We start from the raw sequence: 22980 nt of genomic DNA, 5'->3' as shown, positions 1-22980 counted from the left end.
GTTAATGTTGTAAATCGACAAATCAACTCTGGTTCAGCAAATGGAGCAGGGCAAAGGAGCGAAAAAATCATGAAAGAAAACATCCATCCAGATTACCACCCAGTAGTATTCATGGATTCAACAACTGGTTTCAAATTCTTGTCAGGTTCAACAAAAACTTCACAAGAAACAGTTGAATGGGAAGACGGTAATACATACCCAGTCATCCGTGTCGAAGTAACTTCTGACTCACATCCATTCTACACTGGACGTCAAAAATTCACACAAGCAGACGGACGTGTGGACCGTTTCAACAAAAAATACGGTCTCAAAGACGCAAACGCTGCGGAATAATAAAAACGCTGATAACTCAACGTTTAGCAGACTATCTGATAGGGATAGTCTGTTTTTTTATGTTTTTTGCCAATTTAAAACTTCGTTTGATGCTGAAAAAGTCGTAGGATCATAATGCACAAAACAATGAAAAACTAGTATATAGTTTTAATTATCCACTTGATAAAAACACCTTATATTAACGAAATGAAGAGGGGTTATTTCGAAGTAAAAAACCATTTACCTAAAATTAGAAGCTAAGCTTTCCTTTCAAGGAAGGCTTTTTGTTTTGTTATAGACTTGCGATTGTTTGTGAGCTAGATCGTTCATTTTAATGACTTATACACGCGGATGATGGGTCTTTTTCCTCTGTTCATTCATAATATTGAACGGTACAGCTAGCGATGCTATACTGACCTCAGTTCCAAGAAAACGTTAACATTTTTTGTGGGGGAGAGGTTTTTTATGAGGTTTGATCAATTGATCGCAGAAGAACTGATTGTTTTCGATCCATCGATAGATTCAAAAGGATCATTATTTGAGCGAATAGGGGATGTGTTGAAAAAAACAAATAAGGTAAGAAATGTTCAAAAAGTCGTTAAGGCACTATTCAAACGAGAGGAGGAGATCTCCACAGGAATAGAAGATGGATTTGGGATTCCCCATGCAAAAAGCAAATATGTGACAAAACCAGCACTGTGTTTTTTTCATACAGCCAAATTAACGGACTATAGCGGGATAGATGAAATGCCAATTGAATATATTTTTGCCATCGTAGTTCCTGAAAAATCAGCAGATATGCATCTAGAGATTCTCAGCACACTCTCCAGACGATTGATGAATGCAGATTTTAGAAAGGGAATAAAAGAAGCCACTACGCCAGCAGATATCATCAGACAGATTAGTCAAGAATGAAAATAGTAGAGTCTTTGTCCGAGTATCGATAGTGAAGAAAAAGGAGGAAAATAATCATGAAAATCGTTGGTGTAACTGCTTGCCCGACTGGAATTGCTCATACTTATATGTCGGCAGAAAAATTAGAAGTAACAGCAAGAAATCTAAACCATCAAGCAAAATTCGAAACACAAGGTGTAAAAACAGAAAATCAGTTATCTGAACAAGAAATCAAAGAGGCAGATGCAATCATTCTTGCAGTAGATAAAGAAATCGAATTGGACCGATTTGCCGGGAAAAAAGTAAAGCGTGTCTCTACAAGCCGAGCAATCAAAGAACCGCAAGTAGTAATAGACGAAGCATTGAGAGATATTGGCGTATTCGTTGTGTCTAATGAAAAAGAACCAGCTGCAAATGAGAAAAAGCCGACAATCTATAATCATTTCATGAATGGTGTGAATTACATGCTTCCATTTGTGATCGCAGGCGGAATCATCATCGCACTGAGTTTTGCCTTTGGGATTACAGCGGCTGATCCCAACTCAGCAGACTATAATGTGTTAGCAGCTGCATTTTCAAGGATCGGAGGAGATACAGCGTTTGCCATGATGGTTCCTGCGTTAGGCGCGGGGATTGCTACATCGATTGCTGGAAAAGCAGGTTTTGCCCCAGGAATTGTTGCCGGATTACTGGCCTCTACAGGTGGTTCAGGTTTTCTTGGCGGAATGATTGGTGGCGTGCTAGCAGGGTATATCTGTGATTTTCTGGCAAATAAAATTAGCGTAAAAAAAGAATTTTCTGCTATTTATCAGCTGATTGTCGTCCCCCTTTTATCGATCTTAATTATTGGGCTTTTGATGGTATTTGTGATTGAACAACCGATCACATGGGTGTTGGATGCTTTGACAAATTGGCTGAATAGCTTGGGAAATACATCCGGGCTATTGTTCGGATTACTTATCGGGATCATGATGGCAGCTGATATGGGTGGGCCGATCAATAAATCGATTTCGACTTTCTCGATCGGTTTGATGTCAGCTGGAGTAAATGCACCGATTGCTGCTTGTATGGCTGCAGGAATGACACCTCCCCTAGGTATTGCTTTAGCCACTTTATTATTCAAACATAAATTTACCAAAGAAGAACGGACTTCAGGTCAATCATGCTGGATTTTAGGCGCTTCGTATATTACAGAAGGTGCTATACCGTTTGCGGTATCTGACCCGATCCGCGTGATACCTAGTTTGATGACAGGTTCAGCAGTCGCTGCAGGGATTTCCATGGCAGTAGGAGTTACTTCAATGGCACCTCATGGAGGGATTTGGGTGATGCTAATTCCAAATGTTATGAACAATTTACCTATGTATGTCTTGGCAATTGCATCAGGTACAGTCACTACAGCCTTTATGCTTGGACTATTGAAAAAAACAGTGAAAGAGAAAAAACAAGACAAGTGGACGAAAAATGAAAATCTAACAAATGAGGTGGAAGCGTAATGTTATATACAATGAAAGAGTTATTGAAAGTGGCTAAAGAGAATCAATTTGCAGTACCAGCCTTCAATATTTGCAGCTATGATATGATGAAAGCAATCATCGAAGAAGCAGAGAGATTAGAAGCACCAGTAATCTTAGAAATTCATCCTGATGAAATCGCCTATTTAAGTGATGAGTTTGTTGCGGCAGTAAGAGCCTATGCTTATACAAGTAAACTGCCGATCGTTATCCACTTGGATCATGGCGGTACGATAGAAGATGTCTTACGGGCGATTCGAAACGGCTATTCTTCCGTGATGATCGATGCGTCTTTGAAATCATTCGACGACAATGTACAGATTACGAAAAAAGTGGTTGCGTTAGCTCATGCGGTAAATGTCTCAGTGGAGGCTGAGCTTGGAACGATTGGGAATAATGGTTCTGCTGAAGGAGGTGCTGAAACAATCATTTATACAGATCCTGATCAAGCGAAGATTTTTGTGAAAGAAACAGGAATCGATACACTTGCTGTAGCAATTGGAACAGCGCATGGCTTGTATCCGAAAAACAGAACTCCAAAATTAAATATCGACTTACTGAAAGAATTGAACCAACAAATCGATCTTCCATTTGTTTTACATGGCGGTTCAGGTAATCCGGACGCAGAAGTCAGCGAAGCAGTAAAATACGGAGTTGCCAAAGTGAATTTGAGCTCAGATCTTAAAAGCGTCTTTTTCAATGCTTTGAGAGAAATATTGAGTGAAAATCCATCGATGTACGAGCCGAATGCAATTTATCCAGCAGCTAATAAAAAGGTACAAGAAGTAGTCAAACATAAAATGGAAATTTTGAACACAGTAGGCAAGGCTAGTTTATACTAAAAATAAAAATGTGTGGTCAAGAGGGTATGACAATAGTCTTGTCATACCCTCTTGACCACACACGATGTTCAGAAGTAGTTTTTTCGAAAAATTTCTTCTTATTTCTCGAAGCCAATCACTTCTGTCACAACCTCTTTTTTCCTGTTACTATATAAAGTAAATGGGGTGATTTTATGTTGAATGAAGTGGAGAATAGACAGCAGGAGATTGTGAATTATCTAAAAAACAACCAATTTGCAAGAGTCACCGATTTGATCGAGTTAGTAAATTATAGCGAAGCCACGATTAAACGTGACCTTGTTTTTCTGGAAAAAAGTGGATTGATCCGTAGAGTTCGCGGTGGCGCCATGCTTATTGACAATCGAAAAATTGACGTGCCTTACCTGATGAAGATCACCAAATTAGAAGAAGAAACAGAAAAACGTAAGATTGCAGATACAGCTTCTTCTTTGATTCGAGATGATATGGTCTTATTCTTGGATTCCAGTACAACCTCTTTACACTTAGTCAGAAACCTAGCAAGATTTGATGGTTTGCAGATCATTACGAATGGCATCGTCACAGCTGCTATGTTGAGTGAATATACAACGGCAAAAGTATCTGTATTGGGAGGGGCAATTGTTCCGAAACGAGCAACAATCAACGGTTCAAAAGCCTATAACGATGCATTGTCATATTATGCGGATTTAGCGATAATGAGTTGTCGCGGGCTAGATTTCAGCCAAGGAGTAACAGAAACTCATGAAGGAGAGGCAATGGTCAAAAAAGCTTTTAGAAAACAATCAGACCGGCTTGCCGTTTTAGTTACACAGCAAAAAATTGCACATAAATTCATGCATCAAGCCATTGCTTTTCATGAAATCGATTATCTGGTGACAAGTAAAGAACTGACAAAAGAACAGTATGCGAAAGTAAAGGAACACCATATCGAATGTCTGTACGGATAAATTATTACGTGAATGTTCTAAGTGGCTTCCTCATTTTTAGATAGGACCTTATCTTTGCTCGCTTCTCTCAGCCGATGGTATAATAATGAAAAGGTTATCTTGTTAGATAATCTTACTTTTTTATCCAGGAGAAAGGAGTGCAGAAAATGAAACATGTGAAGGCGTTGGTAGTGAAGGCAATCATGATCTGGGCGATTCTGTGGGTCGTGCTGACAGGTTTATACGGTGTTAGCTTTATGGATTCAACGATTGTTGGGGTAATTATTGTAGTCATGATCTATGTGCTAGGGGATCTGTTGATCTTACGTAAAGTAGGGAACATCGCAGCGACGATCGCAGATGCTGGTTCAGCTGCAGTTATCTTGTGGCTCTATCTATATTTTATGAATGATACAGTCGATATTTGGATGAAAGTATTGATTCCTGCTCTATTGATCGGTGTGGCAGAATGGTTCTTCCACAAGTGGTTGCTAAGTCAAGGCATCGTACCAGATGAACGGAAAATGGAATAAATCAACAGTTAAACTATTCTTATCGATAAATGAAAGCTTTAAAAATAAATAGATGTTTAATTAAGAATAATCATAAACTATTTTTACTCAAAAAACCGCTCAGATTATTTTCAGATCTGAACGGTTTTTTTTATCTATTCATCAAGATCAAATTTCATTTTTCAATGATTCAATCAATTCGCCCTCTGCTTCATGACTATGTTTTCGGCCATTAACAAGATAGAGTGCTGTACATATCAATGGAATGACTCCGGCAATCACATACAATCCTCTAAATGAAGTAAGAGATTTTAGCATCCCCATCAAATAAGGACCAACGCCTAAGCCTAGGTCTAAACCAATAAAGTAGGTAGATAAAGCAATACTGATTCGATGTTCGCGGACGATTTTTAAACAAACAGCCTGTCCATTTGACATAAACGTACCATAACCTAGGCCGACTAATGCTCCAGAGATAAGCAATGTCACACTATTCGTCGTTACACTCAGTAAAAATAATCCTGCTGTTAAGAATAAATAGCTAGGATACATCACGTATTGTTCTCCTTTGACATCGAAAATCCTTCCAGTCAATGGACGTGTAAATGTGATGACCAAAGCATATACGACGAAGAAAAATGACCCAGCAGCAACTAAGTGGATTACTTTTGTATAAGAAGATAAAAATGATAAAACACTTGAATAAGAAAGACCCATCAAAAAGGCAATTCCTGTAATGAAAAGTGCTTTCTTTTCAATAAAACTATTGATATTCCATGAGCGAAGAGATATTTTTTGTTCTTCAGATAATGGAATATTTTTTACAGGAAAGACAAGGCAGGCAATCGTAACAAAGAAGACCAGTACAATTGAAAACCAGATAATGAAACGAAAATCAGTCATATTCAGCAAAATCATTCCTAAAAATGGCCCAACAGCGGCAGCTAAACTAGTACTTAATCCATAATAATTGATGCCTTCCCCTTTTTTAGATGCAGGGATATATGCAGTAACGATAGCATTTGTAGCTGTAGAAACTGTACCGTAGCCGAATCCATTCAAGAATCGAACTAAATACAATGCCCCGATAGTTGGCGTATAAAGATATGCTAATGTTGAAAGGAGATAGAAGATCGCGCCGCCTCTTAAGGTAAACTTCCGACCAAATAGTTCTAACTGTTTCCCCATGAATAAGCGTGCCAGCAATGTTCCGATGATATAGATCCCAGAAGCAAAACCTGCTTGGCTCAAGCTGGCGTGTAAGGTGTCTTGCGCAATGACTGCCATGATGACCATCAACAGATAATAAATCAGGTAGACAATAAAATTGATCAATGTGATTCCAATAAAATATTTATTAAATAATTTCTTTTCCATGTATGTTATACATTCCCCTTAAGCTGAATATGCTTTTAATTTTTGTATTTGAACTTCTACATCGTGATAATTGGATGGATAGCGATCAACAAGTTGGCGAATAAATAAATCTCTTGTAGACATAAACAGATTTAAAAATTCTTCGCATTCGTTTGTTGGATTCTCATCCACTGCTTTGATCAATTCGATCGAGTTTTGATACGCATCATTTAAAAAGACTAAAGAAGCTTTCATATCAAATCTTGTTTGATATGCTGTTTCTAATCGATTAATGATTGTGTTCATCCAGTAATTCATGTTTTTTCCCTCTATTCTTAAAAAATTTTACTTCTGCAGTATAACGAATAAAAAAAAGGAAAAAAATCGCATAAGTGATGGAAAAAGGTACTTAACAAATGTTAATATCATTAGTAAAATACCTTTGGACTTTAAAAAGTTTTAAAGTACTGTATGATCTTTTTAGATGAAAGTTTGGATGGGGGAGCATCATTGGATAGTAGAGTCTTAAAGGAATATTTGGATAAAAATGATTTTCCGATTATACGCAAAGGATATCATAAATATTTGACATTCGAAGGGATGGAAGATTCCCATACGTATATCTTGAAAGAGGGAACGGTAAAAGCAAGTGTTATTTCAAATGATGGGAGAGAATTTAACCTTCGCTATATCAAAGATCTTGAAATCGTCTCTCTTTTAAAAGACGAATATTCACAATTCATCGATTCGCCGTATAATATTCGAGTTGAATCAGAATATGCAGAGTTTTATCGAATCAATCGTGTGCGCTTTTGGCAAAATATCAACCAAGACCCAAAGCTACAACACTATGTAAAAGAGTATTACCGCTATCGTCTGCTTTATTCGATGAAAAAAATGCAGCAAATGCTATTAAACGGAAAGCTGGGAGCTGTTTGTACGCAACTTTACGAATTATATGATTTATTCGGTGTGCGGACAGAAGAAGGGATGCTGATCGATTTTTCGATCACGAATGAAGAAATCGCCAAATTTTGTGGCATCTCAACTGCTAGCAGTGTAAACAGAATTTTAAAACAACTGAAAAAAGATGGTATTATCACCGTTAAAGACCATCATATCGTTATTTTGAATATGGACTTGTTAGAAGACAATATTATCTTTTGATGAACAAAGAGGTTGTGAAATCAGCGTTTTGACCTGAGTATTAGAGAAACAAACGGAAAAATAGTTCCTCATATTTTGCCGTTTTTTGAGCTAATACCGAGGGTCAGCTGATTGAACACCGTTTACCAAGAGGTTGTGAGCCTGCCGTTTAACTCTGAGTCACAAGGAACAATTTCAAAAAACAGCTTTTCATGTTTGATGAATATTGTGACTTGTGACCGAGGAGTTGGTAGGAGAACACCGTTTAAGGAAGAGGTTGTGAAAAAGCTGTTCTGCATCAAGTAATAAGAAGAGCCAAGTAAAAACAGTCTCTTATGTTTTTAACTTGGCTGGACTTATCACCGTAGATGTAAGCTTTTGAACGCCGTTTATTTGCAACAAAAGGGGCTGTGACACGATTTTTGTCACAGCCCTTTTTTTGCGAACATTCATTTAGCAATTTTTAGAAACTTCTGCCGCCACCGCCAAAAGTCCCGCCACCGCTAGAATGGGTAGTACTTCCGCCACCGCCGCTTCCAGGAGGTGGGCTTTTGGGGATTCTTCTTGTCGTGACAAAAGAATTTGTCAGACGATCGGTTTTTTCAGTTAATTTGATACTGGATTTTTCTCGGAATGGATATTTGTAGATGCCTGATTTCAATTGATAACGCGAAACAGTCACAAAATAAAAGACAAGACTAAGGATAAGAGCCAAAACAACAGCAATGATGATTTCTACTGTCGTCAAAACCTTATAGCGTGTAATTTTGCCAGTTTCTTCGTCTACACGATAATGTCCTCCTGGAACTCCGTCTTCCACATATGTTGCTGATTTAGACAGGTAAGCTTTTGCAGCATTGTAATAGGCAGCATTTGTCATCTGATCATAAACATCATCTAAGATCGAATCGATTCTGCTATCAGTCAAATAATCGATCATATTACCAGAAGTCGAAATGTAGATTTCACGCTGTCCCATATCTAATAGCAATACTGAGCCATTTTGATCATTTCCGACTGCGTCTCTTAAGTAATTATCAGCAAAGTCTCTTGGTTCTTCTGAATTAGATGTAGTCGTTACGATCAAGACTCGTCCTTTGATTTTTTCATTCAGCTTTTCTGCCTGTTGTTCCAAAGATTGGATTTGATCTGTTGTGAATAACCCAGCCTCATCATTTACCGTAGCTGTATCTGCATGAGTAGCCACCGGCCAGCCAACACTTACTAGCAAAAGAAAGAATAAAAAAAATTTTTTCATCATATCAAGTAACCTCCGATCAGAAAGAGGATCGCTAGCCCAGCGAAAATCCCAAGAGCGGTCAGTCCCAATTTTTTCTGGCTGATCGGCAGGACACCGCTGACCTTTCCTGTTTGTCCATTCATTGCGTAGTAGTAGACTTTTTTACTTGAGTCATTGCTTCGATAAGTAACAAGCCATACCGGCAGTAATACGTAATTATTTACTTCGTTTGTGATTGAAGCAGAAGTTCGCACACCGGTCAATGTTGTATATCCATTTGCGGTATCTTTTAACAGCTTCTCTGAATAGTCTTTTAATTCAGATTGAATCTGTGATTTGATTGCCTCATATTCGATATCTCTTTTTTCTGCTTGGAACCCGGCTAAATACTGGCTTTTAAAATCAATTGCTTTATCTAACGGGAAAGGTTGCACGCCTTCGACCATCTTTTGTTGCGTATTTTTTGATAAGGCATTTTTTACTAGTTCTTTAAAAGAAAGCTTGCCTGCTCTTGAAACAGCAAATTGCTTCGTTTCTGTGTATTCGATGTCACCTATCCGCCATATGCGGATAACTGTACCATTCGCCTGCATGGCACCATCTACTTCAGCATCTGTAGCCCAATAAGGGAAATACACACCTGTCAACTTATCGATTTGATCCTTATTGAAAAAAGCTTTGGGAACAAACCATTTTTTCTTGGTCCAAGCGAGAAATCTGTTGATTGCTTCTTCTTTCTCGACAGCAAAAGGAAGTACTTTATTTGGCAAGAATTCTCCGCTTAAACGTCCCGATAGTACGACGGGATTATGGCAGTAGTAACAATAAGTCGCAGCAGTTGTCGCATCAGTCACGATCTCTGCACCACAGTTGGGACAAAGAAAAAGATCTATCGCTGCGGTATTATCTGCAGATTCGTCCGCTGTATCTGAAAAACCGCCTGCCTCGTCAACCGCTTTGCGCTCGGCTTCATTCATATCGGCAAGCTGTTCTTGGGCTGTAAAAGTAAAATCTTCGGTAGGTGAAGGTTCTTCTTTGCTTTCTTCGCCAGCCATACGCGCTTCTTTTTGCTTTTGCTCATATTGGCTGACTTCTTCTTCTGTATAGATATTCAGGCAGTATTCGCAATGAAATTTTTGGTCTTTGGGATCAAAAGTCAACGGACCGCCGCAATTAGGACATTTATGTGTAAGAACATCCATCAGCTGCACACCTTTCTAAATAAATTAATCAACGGGGATTCCTTTAAACGGTTTACCACAGTTTGGACAGAATTTAGGGATGCCGTTGGAAAGATCCACGATCTCATTGCATTCACTGCATCGCATTTGTAGCTTAGGCTGAACGTTTTCTACAGGTTTGGCAGCTCCGCAGTTGGAACAGAATTTTCCGGAATTTTCTGTCCCGCAAACTGGACATGTCCAAGTATCCGCATTTCCTTGTGCAGTTTGTTGATTTTGTTTTTCTGCTTGTTGTTTGATTTGTTCTTGGTTATTTTGAGCTGCTTGAGAAAGATAAGAACCATTTGCATTCATTCCCATACCTACACCCATAAAGCCGGTCATTGCTCCTGCTTCATTTTTTCCGGCTGCTTCCATACCACGTGCAATGGAACCTTGCACGTATCCTTCACGTACGCTAGGATCACCTAGCATCGCCCCTTCGTTACGCATATTGATCAGTTTCACAGAATCATCGGTGTAAGAAATGCTGGCTACAGCCACAGAAACAATCTCCATCCCACGTAATTCACGCCAAGAATCATCCAATGCAGTATCCATGTATTTGCTTAATTCCAAACTCTTAGATGGTACATAAGAAATCCGTTGACCATCTGCAGACATCTGATTGATTGCTGATTGTAGCGCTGTTAGGAATTCAGCTAAATACTGCTCATTGATATCATTGATTTCCACTTGTGTTTTGTTTTTAGGGATTGCGTTTGTATAAAATAAAATCGGGTCAACGACATGAATAGAATAAGTGCCATGTGCCCGTAAGAATAATTCTGCGTTATAGAAATTGTCAAAGTAGTTCAACGGCGCGCTTGTACCGAATTTGATTCCCTTTATTTCTTGGAGATTGATATAAAAAACTTGTTGTTTCTGCGGTGTGACGCCGCCAAATTTAAATCGGTCAAAAGTTTCAGCAATTGCTTCTTTCAGTGTTCCGTTGAACATGGAAGGAGCTGCGTCATTTTTAATGGTGTAATAACCTTCCTCAGCGGTATAATCGATGATTTTTCCACCATCGACCAAAAGCATCATCATGTTTGGATAGACATGGACGACTGTTCCGTCTGTTAAAACATCTTCTGTTCCTTTACGATTGGAGCCACGTTTGTCATCTTTGCGGACTTTGACACCTTTTGTCATGACCGTTGTATCACTCATATTGTCTGGTTCGATGACTTCTAGCCATTGATCTGCCAGACCGCCGCCAACCATACTTGTTGCTGCTTTGATAAGACCCATAAAAAATTCCTCCTCTGATTCAGCTAATGCCAAACAATTATTGTTTATTTATTATACCATAGGAAGATGTGAAACTTCTCGGACTAGAGACGGAATTGAAATGGAAAATTGCGTATTGTTTAAATACCTGAAAAAGCCGAGAAGGATAGTAGTTTTTTTACCTAATATCACGTATAATAAGAGATAGTGAATTTTTTAAAAAAGGGGGATCCTTATGGCATATCAAGCACTTTATCGAGTCTGGCGTTCGCAGCGTTTCGAAGACATCGTTGGACAAAAAGCTGTGACACAGACACTAAAAAATGCTATTGTTTCCCACAAAACCTCACATGCCTACTTGTTTACAGGACCCAGAGGAACCGGAAAGACGAGTGCAGCAAAGATTTTCGCAAAAGCAATCAACTGTCCGAACAGTAAAGACGGTGAGCCATGCAACGAATGCGAAATGTGTCGATCAATTACTGCTGGTACGCAAGAAGATGTGATCGAAATCGATGCTGCCAGCAATAACGGAGTCGAAGAAATCCGATTTATCCGTGATCGGGCAAATTATGCGCCTACAAAGGCAGCGTACAAAGTGTACATTATTGATGAGGTACATATGCTTTCAACAGGAGCTTTCAATGCCTTGTTGAAAACATTGGAAGAGCCAAAAGAAAGTGTCATATTCATCTTAGCAACGACCGAACCTCACAAAATACCAGCTACGATCATTTCACGGACTCAGCGATTTGATTTTAAACGGATCAATACGGCAGATATTGTCGAACATCTTGAATTTATCTTGAAAGAATCGACTATCAGCTATGAACCAGCTGCATTGAATGTGATTGCCCGTTCTGCAGAAGGCGGGATGCGGGATGCATTGAGTATTCTTGATCAGGCAATCTCGTTTAGTGAAGGAACAATTACTTTAGATGATGCCATGCAAGTGACAGGTAGCTTAACTGACGAAATGATGGACAGTTACTTGAGTGCTTGCGTGAAAAAAGAAGTACCAGAAGCATTGGAAACATTGAACCAAATTCTCGCAGCCGGCAAAGAATCACGTCGCTTTCTAGAGGATATGTTACAATACTGCCGTGACTTGCTGATGTATCAGCAAGCACCTAACCTAGTTGAGGAACAATCGAGTACGATCAGAAGTACATTTACAGAATTGGCACAAACTGTTTCAGCGGATCAGCTGTTTTCAATGATAAAGATTTTGAGCGATACTCAAAATGAAATTCGTTTTACCAATAGTGCCGCTATTTATTTGGAAGTCGCTACAGTCAAACTTGCACAGCTACCGTCTGCTTCTGTTCCTTCAGCAGATGTAGCATTTGCAGATGATCAGATAGTAAAACAGCTACAACAAGAGATTAAGGAACTAAGAAACGAAATCAAGGAACTACGCAGTAATACAGGAATTGAGAATACAAAAGTACAGCCGGTACAGCAAACAAATCATAAAAAACAGACAAGTACCTATCGTGTACCGACGGAACGAGTATATAAAGTTCTGCGGGAAGCGACAAGACAGCATCTGAACCAAGTAAAAGAAGTATGGGAAGACTTGCTGATGAGTCTATCTGTCACTCAGCGAGCAATGCTTAAAGCAAGCGAACCAGTTGCAGCTGGACCTACAGGACTAGTGATTGCGTTTGATTATGAGATTGTTTGTCAAAGAGCAGCAAATGACGAAGAATTGCAGCTTTCGGTACACAACAACTTAAGCCGAATGATCAAAGATTATGCGCCTGATCCTGTTTATATTACAAGAGAAAGCTGGCCAGAACTTCGAAGAAATTATTTGACGCAGGCACAAGAAGAGGGAACAGAAAACTCTTTTGCTTCTGAAGACTCAGAAGGAGAAATCGAGTTGCTTCCTCAAGAACAAGAAGTACCAGAAGAAACACTTGTAGTAAAAGCAGAGGAACTGTTTGGCTCCGAAGCTGTTACAGTGGTAGATGATTAATAAAAAGGAGTAGATAATTATGATGCGTGGAATGGGCAATATGCAAGGCATGATGAAACAAGTACAAAAAATGCAAAAAGAAATGGCAGAAGCACAAGAGCTGCTAAATAAAACAGAGTTTACAGGTAAAGCCACCAATGAATTGGTCAAAGCGGTTTTTACAGGCGATCGTCGCATGAAAGATATCCAAATCAATGAAGAAGTCGTTGATCCTGATGATATCGAGATGCTTCAGGATCTTGTCGTAATGGCAGTCAATGATGCGATCGCACAAATTGATGTGGAAACTGAGAAAAAATTAGGGAAATACGCAAAAGGTTTGCCAGGATTTTAGTTTTAAACTGAAGGAGTAATGAATATGCAATATCCAGAACCAATTGCGAAACTGATCGACAGCTACATGAAACTTCCAGGAATCGGTCAGAAAACAGCGACAAGACTCGCCTTTTATACGATCGATATGAAAGATGAAGTAGTAAATGAATTTGCTAAATCTTTGTTAAGTGTAAAACGCGATTTGCATTTTTGTAGTATCTGCGGAAACATCACAGAAGAAGATCCCTGCGAAATATGTAGAAATCTTTCACGTGATCGAAGCGTTATCCTAGTGGTCGAAGAGCCGAAAGATGTAATGGCAATGGAAAAAATGCGAGAATATCACGGACTTTATCATGTTCTCCATGGTGTGTTATCACCGATGGAAGGGACAGGTCCAGAAGACATCAATATTTCTTCTCTGTTGCAGCGGCTGCATGATGCAGATGTAAAAGAAGTGATTATCGCAACAAATGCAACAACAGAGGGAGAAGCAACAGCTATGTATCTCTCACGTCTGATCAAACCTGCAGGTATCAAAGTGACTCGTCTAGCACATGGTCTGTCTGTAGGCTCTGATATCGAGTATGCAGATGAAGTTACTTTATTGAAAGCTGTCGAAGGAAGACGTGAGTTATAAATTTCTAATTAAGTGTTTTTTCAGATACAATATAAAAGCAGCACAAGAGATGGGGGCAACAATGTGAACGGACTATTTATTACAATCGAGGGGCCTGATGGTGCAGGAAAAACCAGCATCTTGAATGAACTTTACCCTCTTTTGAAAGAAGTAGCAAAAACAGAAATCATTCAAACAAGAGAACCAGGAGGCATTCCGATTGCTGAAGAGATCCGAGCAGTGATCCTTGATCCAAAAAATGATCGGATGGATGAACGTACGGAAGCACTGCTTTATGCAGCAGCAAGAAGACAACATCTAGTCGAAAAGGTTCTGCCTGCTCTGGCAAAAGGGAAAATCGTTTTATGCGATAGATTTGTCGACAGTTCTCTTGCTTATCAAGGTGCAGGCCGACGCATCGGCGTTACCGAGATTGCTCGGTTGAATGAGTTTGCTACAGAAGGTACTACGCCGGATTTTACCCTTTATCTTGACGTAGATTCAGACACCGGATTAAGAAGAATCAAGAAAAACAGACAAAATCAAATCGACCGTTTAGATTCGGAAGGTTTGGAATTCCACCAGCGTGTACGTCATGCTTACTTAAAGCTGGCAGAAGAGAATCCGGAAAGAATCCACAAAGTTGATGCAAGAAAAAGCTTTGAAGAAGTGCTGCAAACAAGTTATCATACAATTATTGAACAGTATCCGCAATTTTTTGAAAACTAGGAAGGTGAACGTTTATGAAAATTATTTTAGCGATTATCCAAGACAAAGACAGCAACCGTTTATCAAATGAATTGATTGATGCAAATATCCGTGCCACAAAACTATCATCGACAGGCGGCTTCCTTAAGGCTGGAAACAGTACGTTTATCGTGGGTATTGAAGATGACCGTGTAGAAGAAGCATTGGAAATCATCAAAAAAACGTGTGAATCAAGAAAGCAATTTGTATCTACACCTGTTACACTGGATATTTCGATGGATGGGGGCGTCCCTTATCCAGTAGAAGTAGAAGTAGGCGGTGCCACAGTCTTCGTCTTACCTGTTGAAGGATTCCATCAATTTTAGGAGGAGCTGAGCTATGAATCAAGAAATAAACTTGGCTCAAATGCAACCGATCGTGTATCAGCAGCTTCAACGGAGTTTTGAGCATGGGCGTATCGCTCATGCTTATCTTTTTGAAGGGGAGAAAGGAACAGGAAAACATGAAGTAGGTATATGGCTTGCACAGCACCTGTTCTGTACCCAAATGAAAGACAATCTGCCTTGTGGAAAATGCAACAATTGTCAGCGGATCGAAAAGAAAGAACATCCAGATGTTTTGGTTATTGAACCGGAAGGACAAACCATCAAAGTCGATCAGATCAGACGTTTGCAGACGGAATTCAGTCGCAGCGGTTACGAATCAAGAAAAAAAGTTTTTTTGATCAAAGAAGCTGAAAAAATGAATAGCAGTGCGGCAAACAGTTTGTTGAAATTCTTGGAAGAGCCCCCTGGAGATTTTTTAGCGGTGTTAGAAACAGATGCAGTAGGAAGAATTCTCCCTACTATTCAATCTCGTTGTCAAGTTCTGCATTTTCAAGAACTTTCGAAAGAAGCACTGATCCATCGATTGCAAGAAGAGCAGATTCCATTGGAAAAAGCAAAACTTTTGGCTTTCTTAACAAACAGTTTAGGAAAAGCAGTTGAAATCTCTCAAGATGAATGGTTTAATGATGCTAAGGACTTGATTTATCAATGGTTCGTTTACTTGCAAAAGCAAGATACTCAAGCCTTTATCTATGTCCAAAAAAAATTGGTAAAATCATTTAAAGAAAAAACACAACAGTTTACAGGATTATCTGTCTTGATGTTTTATTATCAGGAAGCACAGCGTCAAGCAGTAGCAAACGGCGAATATGGCAAAGTGAAACAGATAAACCAGATAATTGAACGGATATTGATCGCAGAGCAGAAACTACGCAGCAATGTCAGTTTTCAGGCTGTTGCGGAACAGTTCGTTTTGCATACGATTTTTTAGCTTGCCGCAAAGGATGATGATCAAGGAGGATGGAAATGGTAGAAGTAGTAGGTGTCCGATATAGAGATGCAGGTCATATCTATTATTTTGCACCAGGAGACTCTGAATATGTTTATAGTGACAAGGTATTAGTCGAATCTCAGCAATCCTTACATATTGCTACTGTTGTCCTTCCTAAAAAAGAGATTGATCCCAATGACCTTCCTGAAGCTATCCGTCCGATCTTGCATAAAGCGTCACAAGCTGAATTAGAAAAAGACAAAAAAAACAAAAAAGATGCTTATGATGCATTGAAAATCGCAAAAGAAAAAGTGCAGTTGCGTGAGTTGGAAATGAAAATGGTCAAAGCCGAATACACATTTGATCGAAATAAATTGATTTTTTCTTTCACAGCGGACGGGCGAATTGACTTTAGAGAATTGGTAAAAGATCTGGCCGCTGTATTTCGTACTCGTATTGAGCTTCGACAAATTGGTGTCCGCGATGAAGCAAAGATAATAGGCGGAATTGGTCCATGTGGGCGTCCATTATGCTGTTCTTCTTTTTTAGGCGATTTCGTGCCTGTATCAATCAAAATGGCAAAAGATCAAAGTTTATCTTTGAATCCAACAAAAATTTCCGGTTTATGCGGACGCTTGATGTGCTGTCTGCAATATGAGAGCGAAGAATACGAGACAGCGAAAAAAGAACTCCCTGACTTTGGAAAAGTAATTGCTACACCTGATGGTAAAGGGAAAGTCGTAGGGTTGAATCTGCTTAGCCGTATCGTTAGTATTCGGCTGACTGGACGGGAAAATCCTGTCGAATATGAATGGGATGAATTGAAAGAATTTATCCAAGTAGGTGAGATGAATGGATAAGAGATCATTATACGACGGATTGAATCAATTAGAATCAGAGTTGAGAAATACATTAACAGAACTTGTTGAAATGAAGCATGCTTTGCATGAGATCGTAGAAAAAAATACAACTTTGGAGATGGAAAATCAACGTCTGCGGGAACACCTGCGGGAATTGAACCAAGTTGCACAAGCTCCAGCTGAAAATGTGAAGCAGGAACTTTCTAAGTCTCGTATGAATCTTGAAAAAATTTATGAAGAAGGATTCCATGTCTGCTACGATTTATATGGATCAAGAAGGGACAATGACGAGCCTTGTGCGTTTTGTCTAGAAGTGATCTATCGCGAAAGCGGTCGATGACCAATAACAAGAGGAGACTGGAGCGGAGAAATACTGCTCCAGTCTTTTTATTAAGGAGATTGTGACAGATGTATAATCAAAAAAGTTTCAAGGGAAATCCGGTATATGGGGATTTATATCTTGTACCGACGCCAATTGGAAATTTAGAAGATATGAGCTACAGAAGTGTTCGTATGCTGCAAGAATCCGATCTTATCGCAAGTGAGGATACGCGTAATACACAAAAGTTATTGAATCATTTTGAAATCCATACACCCCAAAAAAGTTTACATGAACATAATTATAAAGAACGTGTCCCTCAATTGATTGCTTTGTTAAAAGAAGGAAAAACGATTGCTCAAGTCAGTGACGCAGGAATGCCTTCCATCAGCGATCCTGGACATGAGCTAGTTTTAGCCTGCATAAAAGAAGGGATTTCTGTGATCTCTATCCCAGGACCTACAGCTGGGATGACGGCTTTGATTGCTTCAGGGCTAGTGCCTCAACCATTTTTATTTTATGGCTTCCTTCCACGTAAGAAAAAAGAACAGAAAGAAACATTGAAAAAGCTAAAAGAACAGACAGTTACGCTGATTTTTTATGAGTCACCTTATCGGATCACTGCTACATTGACGAATTTCTTAGAAATTTTTGGAAATCGCCAAGTCGTTTTGTGTCGGGAATTGACAAAGGTCCATGAAGAATACCTTAGAGGAAGTACGGAAGAGCTACTCGCTTATATCGAAGAACATCCAGTAAAGGGTGAATGTTGTCTGCTTGTAGAAGGGAATTTGTTCGAAATGCCAGTGACGGAAGTTGATGAAGAGTTGGGAACGTTAAAGGAACAAGTAGAAGCAAAGATCGCTTCAGGCGAAAAACCAAATGCTGCTATCAAAGCAGTAGCGCTGAAAAATGGGCTGAAAAAACAAGAAGTCTACCGTCAGTACCATGAATTAGACTGAGATAGTATAAGTTGTCTATAATGAAAGACTAATGAGGAAATCAGCTACTAACTTTTCAAATCTCTTGAACGCGAACGAATGTTCTTGTATAATGAATAAGAGGTGAGGATGATGGAGCTGCAATTTCCTTTACATAATGATACATCAAGAAAAATCATTCATATTGATATGGATGCTTTTTTCGCTTCGGTTGAAGAACGAGATCATCCTGAGTTTCGCGGACATCCATTAGTAATTGCCAGACACCCCAGTGACACTGGTGGGCGTGGAGTAGTGACTACAGCAAATTATGAAGCAAGAAAATTCGGAATTCATTCAGCAATGAGTGCACAAAAAGCGTATGAGCTTTGTCCGCAAGCCATCTTTAAGCCTGGCGACCATCATAAATACAGCGATATTTCCAAACAAGTACGGGAAGTATTCTATCGTTATACAGATATTGTGGAACCAGTTAGTATCGATGAAGCGTATCTTGATGTGACCGAAAATAAAATCAATTGCAAGTCAGCCATCAAAATCGCCCGAATGATCCAAGCAGATATTTGGGAGAGTGTCCAGCTAACATGTTCTGCGGGAGTAAGTTACAATAAGTTTTTGGCCAAATTAGCATCAGACTATCAAAAACCTAGAGGAATCACGGTAGTTGCCCCTCAAGACGCTGTGCCATTTTTAAAAGCTTTGCCAATTGAAAAATTTCATGGGGTAGGGAAGAAAACTGTACCTAGAATGCATGAGCTAGGGATTTATACAGGAAAAGACCTATATGAATGCACAGAAATGATGTTGATTCGAAATTTTGGAAAAATGGGCTATTCTCTTTATCGTAAAGTCAGAGGAATCCATGATTCTCCAGTAAACGTTACAAGAGAGCGAAAATCTGTGGGAAAAGAGCATACTTATGGGCAGCCGTTGCAAACGGAAGAAGCAGTGCTGACTCAGTTGCGCCAACTAGCTGAAAAAGTAGAAGAAGCACTGAGAAGAGTCCAAAAACATGGGAAAACAGTAGTTTTGAAGGTCAGGTACACGGACTATTCTACTGTGACCAAAAGAGTGACATTGCCAGAATATATCTATAAAAAAGAAGCACTCTTTTATCAAGCAAGCCTTATATGGGAGGAAATCTTGGGAGTAGAAAAAGGAATCCGATTGTTAGGGATTACTTTGACGAATCTGGACCCGATGACTTATGAAAACATCGTCCTTCCATTATGGGAAAATCAAGAAATATAAAAACAGCTTTGAGAGTTGAAACCGGAAATCCGTTTTCTCTCCCAAAGCTGTTTTTATATCAAGTCTTGCTTTTTGATTTGTTCATAGGTTTCTGTTGCATCCGTACATTTTTCCCAAATCACAACTTGATTGGATTCTAAAGATTTTTGGACGTCAATGATCCGCTGGTTGCTACTTCCGCGAAATTGTAGTTTTAGGTCACGTTTGCTTAATTCAAAGCGTCCGTCAACAAGGATATCGATTTGCGAAAGGAGTTCTAATTTATCTTCTGAATCTTGTAGCAATTCATCAAAGGTATAGCCTGTCCATGACCAGATATCTTTTGTCGTACCGAACTCTTTTCGGATACGTCGTACGACTTGCAGACAAACATCTGTATTCAAAAAAGGTTCGCCACCAAGTAAAGTTAATCCTTGCACGTAATCGTTGCGCAAGTCAGCGATGATTTGTTCTTCTAATTCAGGTGTGAATGGTTTGCCATATCGGAAATTTTGTGCAGCTTTGTTGAAGCAGCCTTCGCAGGCAAATAAGCAGCCACTAACGTAAAGACTGTTGCGGACACCTTCACCATCGACAAAATTAAACGGTTTGTAGTCAGCAATATAGTTTTGGCTGTAGTCTTTTGCTAACCATTCTTTTGGTTTTGGATTTCTCATAAAAAAACTTCTTTCATTTAAGGTTCAAAGATATAGCTATTGAAGATAAAATCTACTCGACCACATAAATAAGAACAAACTGACCTAAATCCATTGTTCAAGAAAGCTTGTTCTTATTTTGATAGAGGGCGTTCAAAGATACAAAGCCATCGAAAGAGGGTGGTGAAAAAAGACTTGTCATAGCCTCTTATTCTGAATAAACGGTGTTCAAAAGCTTGCATCTGCAGTAATAAGCCCAACTAAACGAAAAATATGAGGAACTATTTTTGTTTAGCTATTCTTATTACTTGATGCAGGACAGCTTTTTCACAACCTCATTTCATGTGTTTCACACGTGAGGAAATTTCTTTATGGCGGCCATGTACCATCGGACGAGCTTGCGGATTTCCTAAATAGCCACAAGTACGTTTGACTACATCACATGTTTTTGGATCATGATTTCCACATTCTGGACATTCGAACCCTCGTTCTGTCGGTTTGAAATCACCTTCGAAACCACATTGATAGCAATGATCGATTGGCGTATTCGTACCAAGATACCCGATTTTGTCATATGCAAAATCCCATACAGCTTCTAAAGCTTTCGGATTTTGTTGGAGCATAGGGTATTCACAGTAGTGGATGAATCCACCTGAACAATATTTTGGATAATCCTTCTCAAATTCCAATTTTTCAAATGGCGTTGGGTTTTTACGCACATCATAGTGGAAACTGTTTGTATAATATTCTTTATCTGTGATATTTTCGATGATGCCGAATTTTTCTGTATCCAAACGGCAGAAACGGTCAGTTAGACTTTCACTTGGAGTTGAATAGACACTGAAATGATAACCATATTCATCCCCCCATGCATCTGCATTAGCTTTTAATTCTTTGACGATATCAAGTGTGAAAGCTTTTGCTTCTGGGTTTGTTTCCCATTCGCCACCGAAGAAAGCTGAAGCAACTTCATACAATCCAATGTAGCCTAACGATACAGTAGCTCGACGGTTTTTGAATAATTCATTGACAGAATCGGTACGTGAAAGACGTTTCCCGAAAGCACCATACATATATAAAATTGGCGCATTTGCTGGAATGGCTTCTTTACAACGTTCTACACGATAGAGAAGCGCATCTTTCATGATTTCTAAGCGGTCAGACAGTAACTGCCAGAATTTATTCTGATCTCCTTTTGATTCGATCGCGATTCTTGGCAAATTCAATGTAACAACACCTAAATTCATTCGTCCGACATTTACTTCTTGACCATTTTCGTCTTTCCACCCTTGCAAGAATGAACGACAGCCCATAGGTACTTTGAAACTTCCAGTTAATTCAACGATTTTATCGTAATTCAGAATATCAGGATACATTCTTTTCGTTGCACATTCCAATGCTAGTTGTTTGATGTCGTAATTAGGATCTTCAGGGTTTAAGTTCACACCTTTTTTCAAAGTGAAGATCAGTTTAGGGAAGATAGCTGTCCGCTTTTCACTCCCTAATCCATTGATTCGAATCTGTAAAATTGCTTTTTGAATTTCTCTTTCAAACCAGTTTTCTCCTAGTCCAAATCCTAATGAAGTGAAAGGAGTTTGTCCATTTGAAGTAAATAAGGTATTGATTTCATATTCCAAACTTTGCATAGCATCGAAGATATCTTTTTTGGTTTTTGCTTTTGCATATTCTTTTTGGCGTTCTGGCGAATCGATCCATTCTTCCGCGTCTTTTAGATGTTTTTTATAGTTCAATTCTGCAAAAGGAGCAAGCAATTCATCTGTTCGGTCGGCAGAACAGCCACCATATTGACTTGACGCTACATTGGCAATAATCTGTGAGATTTGTGCTGTGGCGGTCTGGATAGATTTTGGCGATTCGACTTCGGCATTGCCGATTTTGAACCCATTGTTCAGCATGCCTTTGAAATCAATCAAGCAGCAATTCGTCATCGGTGTATAAGGATGATAATCCAAATCATGGTAATGGATATCGCCTTTTTGATGCGCATTTGCTATATGTGGTGGCAACATTTTCAGTCCGATTGATTTTCCAACGATCCCGGCTGTCAGATCTCGCTGTGTATTGAAAACATTACTGTCTTTATTTGCGTTTTCGTTCACGACAGTTTGGTCCTTGTTGATTAGCTTTTCAATCGAAAAGTTGATATCTGTTGCTTTACTGCGAGCAAAATCTCGTTTGGTACGATAATTGATGTACTCTTCTGCTAATTCATATTCGTTTTTTTCTAGTAATATATGTTCCACGATGTTTTGAATCTCATAGATTTTGACATTTTCAGCAAACCGGCTTTTGATTTCTTGGACAACCAAGTCTGCAATCATTTGAATTTTTTCATAAGTAAGTGGTGATAATGAGCCGTGAATTTTCTTTTCTGCTTTGATCAGTGCTTCATTGATCTTTTGTTCATCGAAATCAACATGGCGGCCATCGCGTTTGATGACTTTCATCTGGGATGTCTCTGGCTGCTGAGTAACGACAGTTTTTTCTTCATAATTTACTTTCATTATCTTCAACTCCTGCTAAATTGTTCTTGTCTATCATAAAACAAAATCGGGGAAGGAGCAACTAAATATCGGCTATATATAGTATTCAATGTGCTGTATAATTGGATTTCTATACTATATGTAGTGTATATTTTATTGTGAAAAAAGGTGAAAACTTGTAGCTGGTGGATTTGTTTTTTGCATATTTAATTTTGCTGAATAAAATAATTGAATAAAATTTTTTATTCAGTCCAAGTAAAAGTGACAAAAACATAAGAGCAAATTATTCGTAGATATGCTACTATGCAAATAAATAGAAATGAAAAATGAAAGAG

At 39.0% G+C, this 22980-nt stretch carries 24 protein-coding genes; 17 read left to right on the top strand and 7 right to left on the bottom strand.

Translation table 11 applies throughout. The features are described 5' to 3' along the window. Positions 1 to 69: 69 nt before the first annotated feature. From PYW34_RS09330 to PYW34_RS09305, 6 genes are all read left to right on the top strand, one after another. The gene (locus PYW34_RS09330) at positions 70 to 333 is read left to right on the top strand and encodes a type B 50S ribosomal protein L31 (protein WP_002290330.1); all 264 of its coding nucleotides are present in this window, start codon (positions 70 to 72) and stop codon (positions 331 to 333) included. Between the two features lie 444 nt (positions 334 to 777). After that, positions 778 to 1227 carry a PTS sugar transporter subunit IIA gene (locus PYW34_RS09325; protein WP_002296225.1) on the top strand — a complete coding sequence of 150 codons (450 nt, stop codon included), beginning with the start codon at positions 778 to 780 and terminating at the stop codon, positions 1225 to 1227. 56 nt (positions 1228 to 1283) lie between these two features. Continuing rightward, on the top strand, positions 1284 to 2702 hold the full coding sequence (locus tag PYW34_RS09320) for a PTS fructose transporter subunit IIC (protein ID WP_002294052.1): 1419 nt from the start codon (positions 1284 to 1286) through the stop codon (positions 2700 to 2702). Beyond that, positions 2702 to 3562, top strand: coding sequence for a ketose-bisphosphate aldolase (locus PYW34_RS09315; protein WP_002289226.1), 861 nt, complete (start codon positions 2702 to 2704; stop codon positions 3560 to 3562). Before PYW34_RS09320 ends, PYW34_RS09315 begins: the two co-directional genes overlap by 1 nt. Positions 3563 to 3735: 173 nt before the next feature. Further along, a complete protein-coding gene (locus PYW34_RS09310; protein WP_002289227.1) occupies positions 3736 to 4509 on the top strand; it encodes a DeoR/GlpR family DNA-binding transcription regulator in 774 nt (257 codons plus the stop codon). Positions 4510 to 4655: 146 nt separating this feature from the next. Then, positions 4656 to 5021 (top strand): DUF2512 family protein, encoded by a 366-nt coding sequence (locus tag PYW34_RS09305; RefSeq protein WP_002289228.1) that lies wholly within the window; start codon positions 4656 to 4658, stop codon positions 5019 to 5021. 147 nt (positions 5022 to 5168) lie between these two features. Here the strand turns inward: PYW34_RS09305 and PYW34_RS09300 are convergent, their stop codons facing one another. Continuing rightward, complete coding sequence (locus tag PYW34_RS09300; protein WP_002294047.1) at positions 5169 to 6377, bottom strand: MFS transporter; 1209 nt, start codon at positions 6375 to 6377, stop codon at positions 5169 to 5171. Positions 6378 to 6395: 18 nt separating this feature from the next. After that, the gene (locus PYW34_RS09295) at positions 6396 to 6674 is read right to left on the bottom strand and encodes a hypothetical protein (RefSeq protein ID WP_002289230.1); all 279 of its coding nucleotides are present in this window, start codon (positions 6672 to 6674) and stop codon (positions 6396 to 6398) included. 192 nt (positions 6675 to 6866) lie between these two features. On the opposite strand from PYW34_RS09295, the gene PYW34_RS09290 reads away from it, so the two are divergent. Continuing rightward, positions 6867 to 7523, top strand: a complete 657-nt coding sequence (locus tag PYW34_RS09290; protein WP_002289231.1) for a Crp/Fnr family transcriptional regulator — start codon at positions 6867 to 6869, stop codon at positions 7521 to 7523. A 442-nt stretch (positions 7524 to 7965) separates the two neighbouring features. On the opposite strand, the gene PYW34_RS09285 is transcribed toward PYW34_RS09290, so the two are convergent. The 3 genes from PYW34_RS09285 to PYW34_RS09275 are packed head-to-tail and all read right to left on the bottom strand — an operon-like array spanning position 7966 to position 11216. After that, positions 7966 to 8763, bottom strand: coding sequence for a TPM domain-containing protein (locus tag PYW34_RS09285; RefSeq protein ID WP_002289232.1), 798 nt, complete (start codon positions 8761 to 8763; stop codon positions 7966 to 7968). Continuing rightward, complete coding sequence (locus tag PYW34_RS09280; RefSeq protein ID WP_002289233.1) at positions 8760 to 9944, bottom strand: hypothetical protein; 1185 nt, start codon at positions 9942 to 9944, stop codon at positions 8760 to 8762. The genes PYW34_RS09285 and PYW34_RS09280 overlap by 4 nt, the downstream gene beginning before the upstream one ends. A gap of 24 nt (positions 9945 to 9968) precedes the next feature. Continuing rightward, entirely contained in the window at positions 9969 to 11216 is a 1248-nt protein-coding gene (locus tag PYW34_RS09275) for an SPFH domain-containing protein (protein ID WP_002294044.1), read from the bottom strand. Between the two features lie 214 nt (positions 11217 to 11430). On the opposite strand from PYW34_RS09275, the gene dnaX reads away from it, so the two are divergent. The 10 genes from dnaX to dinB all read left to right on the top strand — a co-directional run bounded on the left by dnaX (position 11431) and on the right by dinB (position 19506). Then, positions 11431 to 13176: a DNA polymerase III subunit gamma/tau gene (dnaX, locus tag PYW34_RS09270; RefSeq protein WP_002294042.1), complete on the top strand. Its 1746-nt coding sequence runs from the start codon at positions 11431 to 11433 to the stop codon at positions 13174 to 13176. A gap of 19 nt (positions 13177 to 13195) precedes the next feature. Then, positions 13196 to 13510 (top strand): YbaB/EbfC family nucleoid-associated protein, encoded by a 315-nt coding sequence (locus PYW34_RS09265; protein ID WP_002292337.1) that lies wholly within the window; start codon positions 13196 to 13198, stop codon positions 13508 to 13510. Between the two features lie 24 nt (positions 13511 to 13534). Then, positions 13535 to 14131 carry a recombination mediator RecR gene (gene recR, locus PYW34_RS09260; RefSeq protein WP_002294040.1) on the top strand — a complete coding sequence of 199 codons (597 nt, stop codon included), beginning with the start codon at positions 13535 to 13537 and terminating at the stop codon, positions 14129 to 14131. A 63-nt stretch (positions 14132 to 14194) separates the two neighbouring features. Further along, positions 14195 to 14839 carry a dTMP kinase gene (tmk, locus tag PYW34_RS09255; RefSeq protein ID WP_002294039.1) on the top strand — a complete coding sequence of 215 codons (645 nt, stop codon included), beginning with the start codon at positions 14195 to 14197 and terminating at the stop codon, positions 14837 to 14839. Positions 14840 to 14853: 14 nt separating this feature from the next. Then, positions 14854 to 15183 (top strand): cyclic-di-AMP receptor, encoded by a 330-nt coding sequence (locus tag PYW34_RS09250; protein WP_002292340.1) that lies wholly within the window; start codon positions 14854 to 14856, stop codon positions 15181 to 15183. A gap of 13 nt (positions 15184 to 15196) precedes the next feature. Further along, on the top strand, positions 15197 to 16135 hold the full coding sequence (gene holB, locus PYW34_RS09245) for a DNA polymerase III subunit delta' (protein ID WP_002288071.1): 939 nt from the start codon (positions 15197 to 15199) through the stop codon (positions 16133 to 16135). Between the two features lie 35 nt (positions 16136 to 16170). After that, positions 16171 to 16995: a PSP1 domain-containing protein gene (locus PYW34_RS09240; RefSeq protein ID WP_002288073.1), complete on the top strand. Its 825-nt coding sequence runs from the start codon at positions 16171 to 16173 to the stop codon at positions 16993 to 16995. After that, positions 16988 to 17335, top strand: a complete 348-nt coding sequence (locus tag PYW34_RS09235; RefSeq protein ID WP_002288076.1) for a DNA replication initiation control protein YabA — start codon at positions 16988 to 16990, stop codon at positions 17333 to 17335. The genes PYW34_RS09240 and PYW34_RS09235 overlap by 8 nt, the downstream gene beginning before the upstream one ends. Positions 17336 to 17403: 68 nt before the next feature. Beyond that, positions 17404 to 18276, top strand: coding sequence for a 16S rRNA (cytidine(1402)-2'-O)-methyltransferase (rsmI, locus tag PYW34_RS09230; protein WP_002288078.1), 873 nt, complete (start codon positions 17404 to 17406; stop codon positions 18274 to 18276). Between the two features lie 108 nt (positions 18277 to 18384). Beyond that, complete coding sequence (gene dinB, locus PYW34_RS09225) at positions 18385 to 19506, top strand: DNA polymerase IV (protein WP_002294035.1); 1122 nt, start codon at positions 18385 to 18387, stop codon at positions 19504 to 19506. A gap of 53 nt (positions 19507 to 19559) precedes the next feature. On the opposite strand, the gene nrdG is transcribed toward dinB, so the two are convergent. Beyond that, positions 19560 to 20162, bottom strand: coding sequence for an anaerobic ribonucleoside-triphosphate reductase activating protein (gene nrdG / locus PYW34_RS09220; RefSeq protein WP_002288081.1), 603 nt, complete (start codon positions 20160 to 20162; stop codon positions 19560 to 19562). 314 nt (positions 20163 to 20476) lie between these two features. After that, positions 20477 to 22666 (bottom strand): anaerobic ribonucleoside-triphosphate reductase, encoded by a 2190-nt coding sequence (nrdD, locus tag PYW34_RS09215; RefSeq protein WP_002288083.1) that lies wholly within the window; start codon positions 22664 to 22666, stop codon positions 20477 to 20479. Between the last annotated feature and the right edge of the window lie 314 nt (positions 22667 to 22980).

Origin of the sequence: Enterococcus faecium, from assembly GCF_029023785.1 — a bacterium.
Taxonomy (GTDB): domain Bacteria; phylum Bacillota; class Bacilli; order Lactobacillales; family Enterococcaceae; genus Enterococcus_B; species Enterococcus_B faecium.
Note: the sequence above shows the minus strand (reverse complement) of the source record. Positions and strands in the feature narration are given on the sequence as shown.

Excerpts from the sequence above, each read along its gene's own strand:
- PYW34_RS09330 (WP_002290330.1), top strand. The coding sequence starts at position 70 with ATGAAAGAAAACATCCATCCAGATTACCACCCAGTAGTATTCATGGAT.
- rsmI (WP_002288078.1), top strand. The coding sequence starts at position 17,404 with ATGTATAATCAAAAAAGTTTCAAGGGAAATCCGGTATATGGGGATTTA.
- PYW34_RS09315 (WP_002289226.1), top strand. The coding sequence starts at position 2,702 with ATGTTATATACAATGAAAGAGTTATTGAAAGTGGCTAAAGAGAATCAA.
- nrdG (WP_002288081.1), bottom strand. The coding sequence starts at position 20,162 with ATGAGAAATCCAAAACCAAAAGAATGGTTAGCAAAAGACTACAGCCAA.
- holB (WP_002288071.1), top strand. The coding sequence starts at position 15,197 with ATGAATCAAGAAATAAACTTGGCTCAAATGCAACCGATCGTGTATCAG.
- dnaX (WP_002294042.1), top strand. The coding sequence starts at position 11,431 with ATGGCATATCAAGCACTTTATCGAGTCTGGCGTTCGCAGCGTTTCGAA.
- PYW34_RS09240 (WP_002288073.1), top strand. The coding sequence starts at position 16,171 with ATGGTAGAAGTAGTAGGTGTCCGATATAGAGATGCAGGTCATATCTAT.
- PYW34_RS09265 (WP_002292337.1), top strand. The coding sequence starts at position 13,196 with ATGATGCGTGGAATGGGCAATATGCAAGGCATGATGAAACAAGTACAA.
- PYW34_RS09325 (WP_002296225.1), top strand. The coding sequence starts at position 778 with ATGAGGTTTGATCAATTGATCGCAGAAGAACTGATTGTTTTCGATCCA.
- PYW34_RS09320 (WP_002294052.1), top strand. The coding sequence starts at position 1,284 with ATGAAAATCGTTGGTGTAACTGCTTGCCCGACTGGAATTGCTCATACT.
- PYW34_RS09275 (WP_002294044.1), bottom strand. The coding sequence starts at position 11,216 with ATGGGTCTTATCAAAGCAGCAACAAGTATGGTTGGCGGCGGTCTGGCA.
- PYW34_RS09295 (WP_002289230.1), bottom strand. The coding sequence starts at position 6,674 with ATGAATTACTGGATGAACACAATCATTAATCGATTAGAAACAGCATAT.
- PYW34_RS09310 (WP_002289227.1), top strand. The coding sequence starts at position 3,736 with ATGTTGAATGAAGTGGAGAATAGACAGCAGGAGATTGTGAATTATCTA.
- PYW34_RS09300 (WP_002294047.1), bottom strand. The coding sequence starts at position 6,377 with ATGGAAAAGAAATTATTTAATAAATATTTTATTGGAATCACATTGATC.
- PYW34_RS09285 (WP_002289232.1), bottom strand. The coding sequence starts at position 8,763 with ATGATGAAAAAATTTTTTTTATTCTTTCTTTTGCTAGTAAGTGTTGGC.
- recR (WP_002294040.1), top strand. The coding sequence starts at position 13,535 with ATGCAATATCCAGAACCAATTGCGAAACTGATCGACAGCTACATGAAA.
- PYW34_RS09250 (WP_002292340.1), top strand. The coding sequence starts at position 14,854 with ATGAAAATTATTTTAGCGATTATCCAAGACAAAGACAGCAACCGTTTA.
- PYW34_RS09305 (WP_002289228.1), top strand. The coding sequence starts at position 4,656 with ATGAAACATGTGAAGGCGTTGGTAGTGAAGGCAATCATGATCTGGGCG.
- dinB (WP_002294035.1), top strand. The coding sequence starts at position 18,385 with ATGATGGAGCTGCAATTTCCTTTACATAATGATACATCAAGAAAAATC.
- PYW34_RS09235 (WP_002288076.1), top strand. The coding sequence starts at position 16,988 with ATGGATAAGAGATCATTATACGACGGATTGAATCAATTAGAATCAGAG.
- nrdD (WP_002288083.1), bottom strand. The coding sequence starts at position 22,666 with ATGAAAGTAAATTATGAAGAAAAAACTGTCGTTACTCAGCAGCCAGAG.
- PYW34_RS09280 (WP_002289233.1), bottom strand. The coding sequence starts at position 9,944 with ATGGATGTTCTTACACATAAATGTCCTAATTGCGGCGGTCCGTTGACT.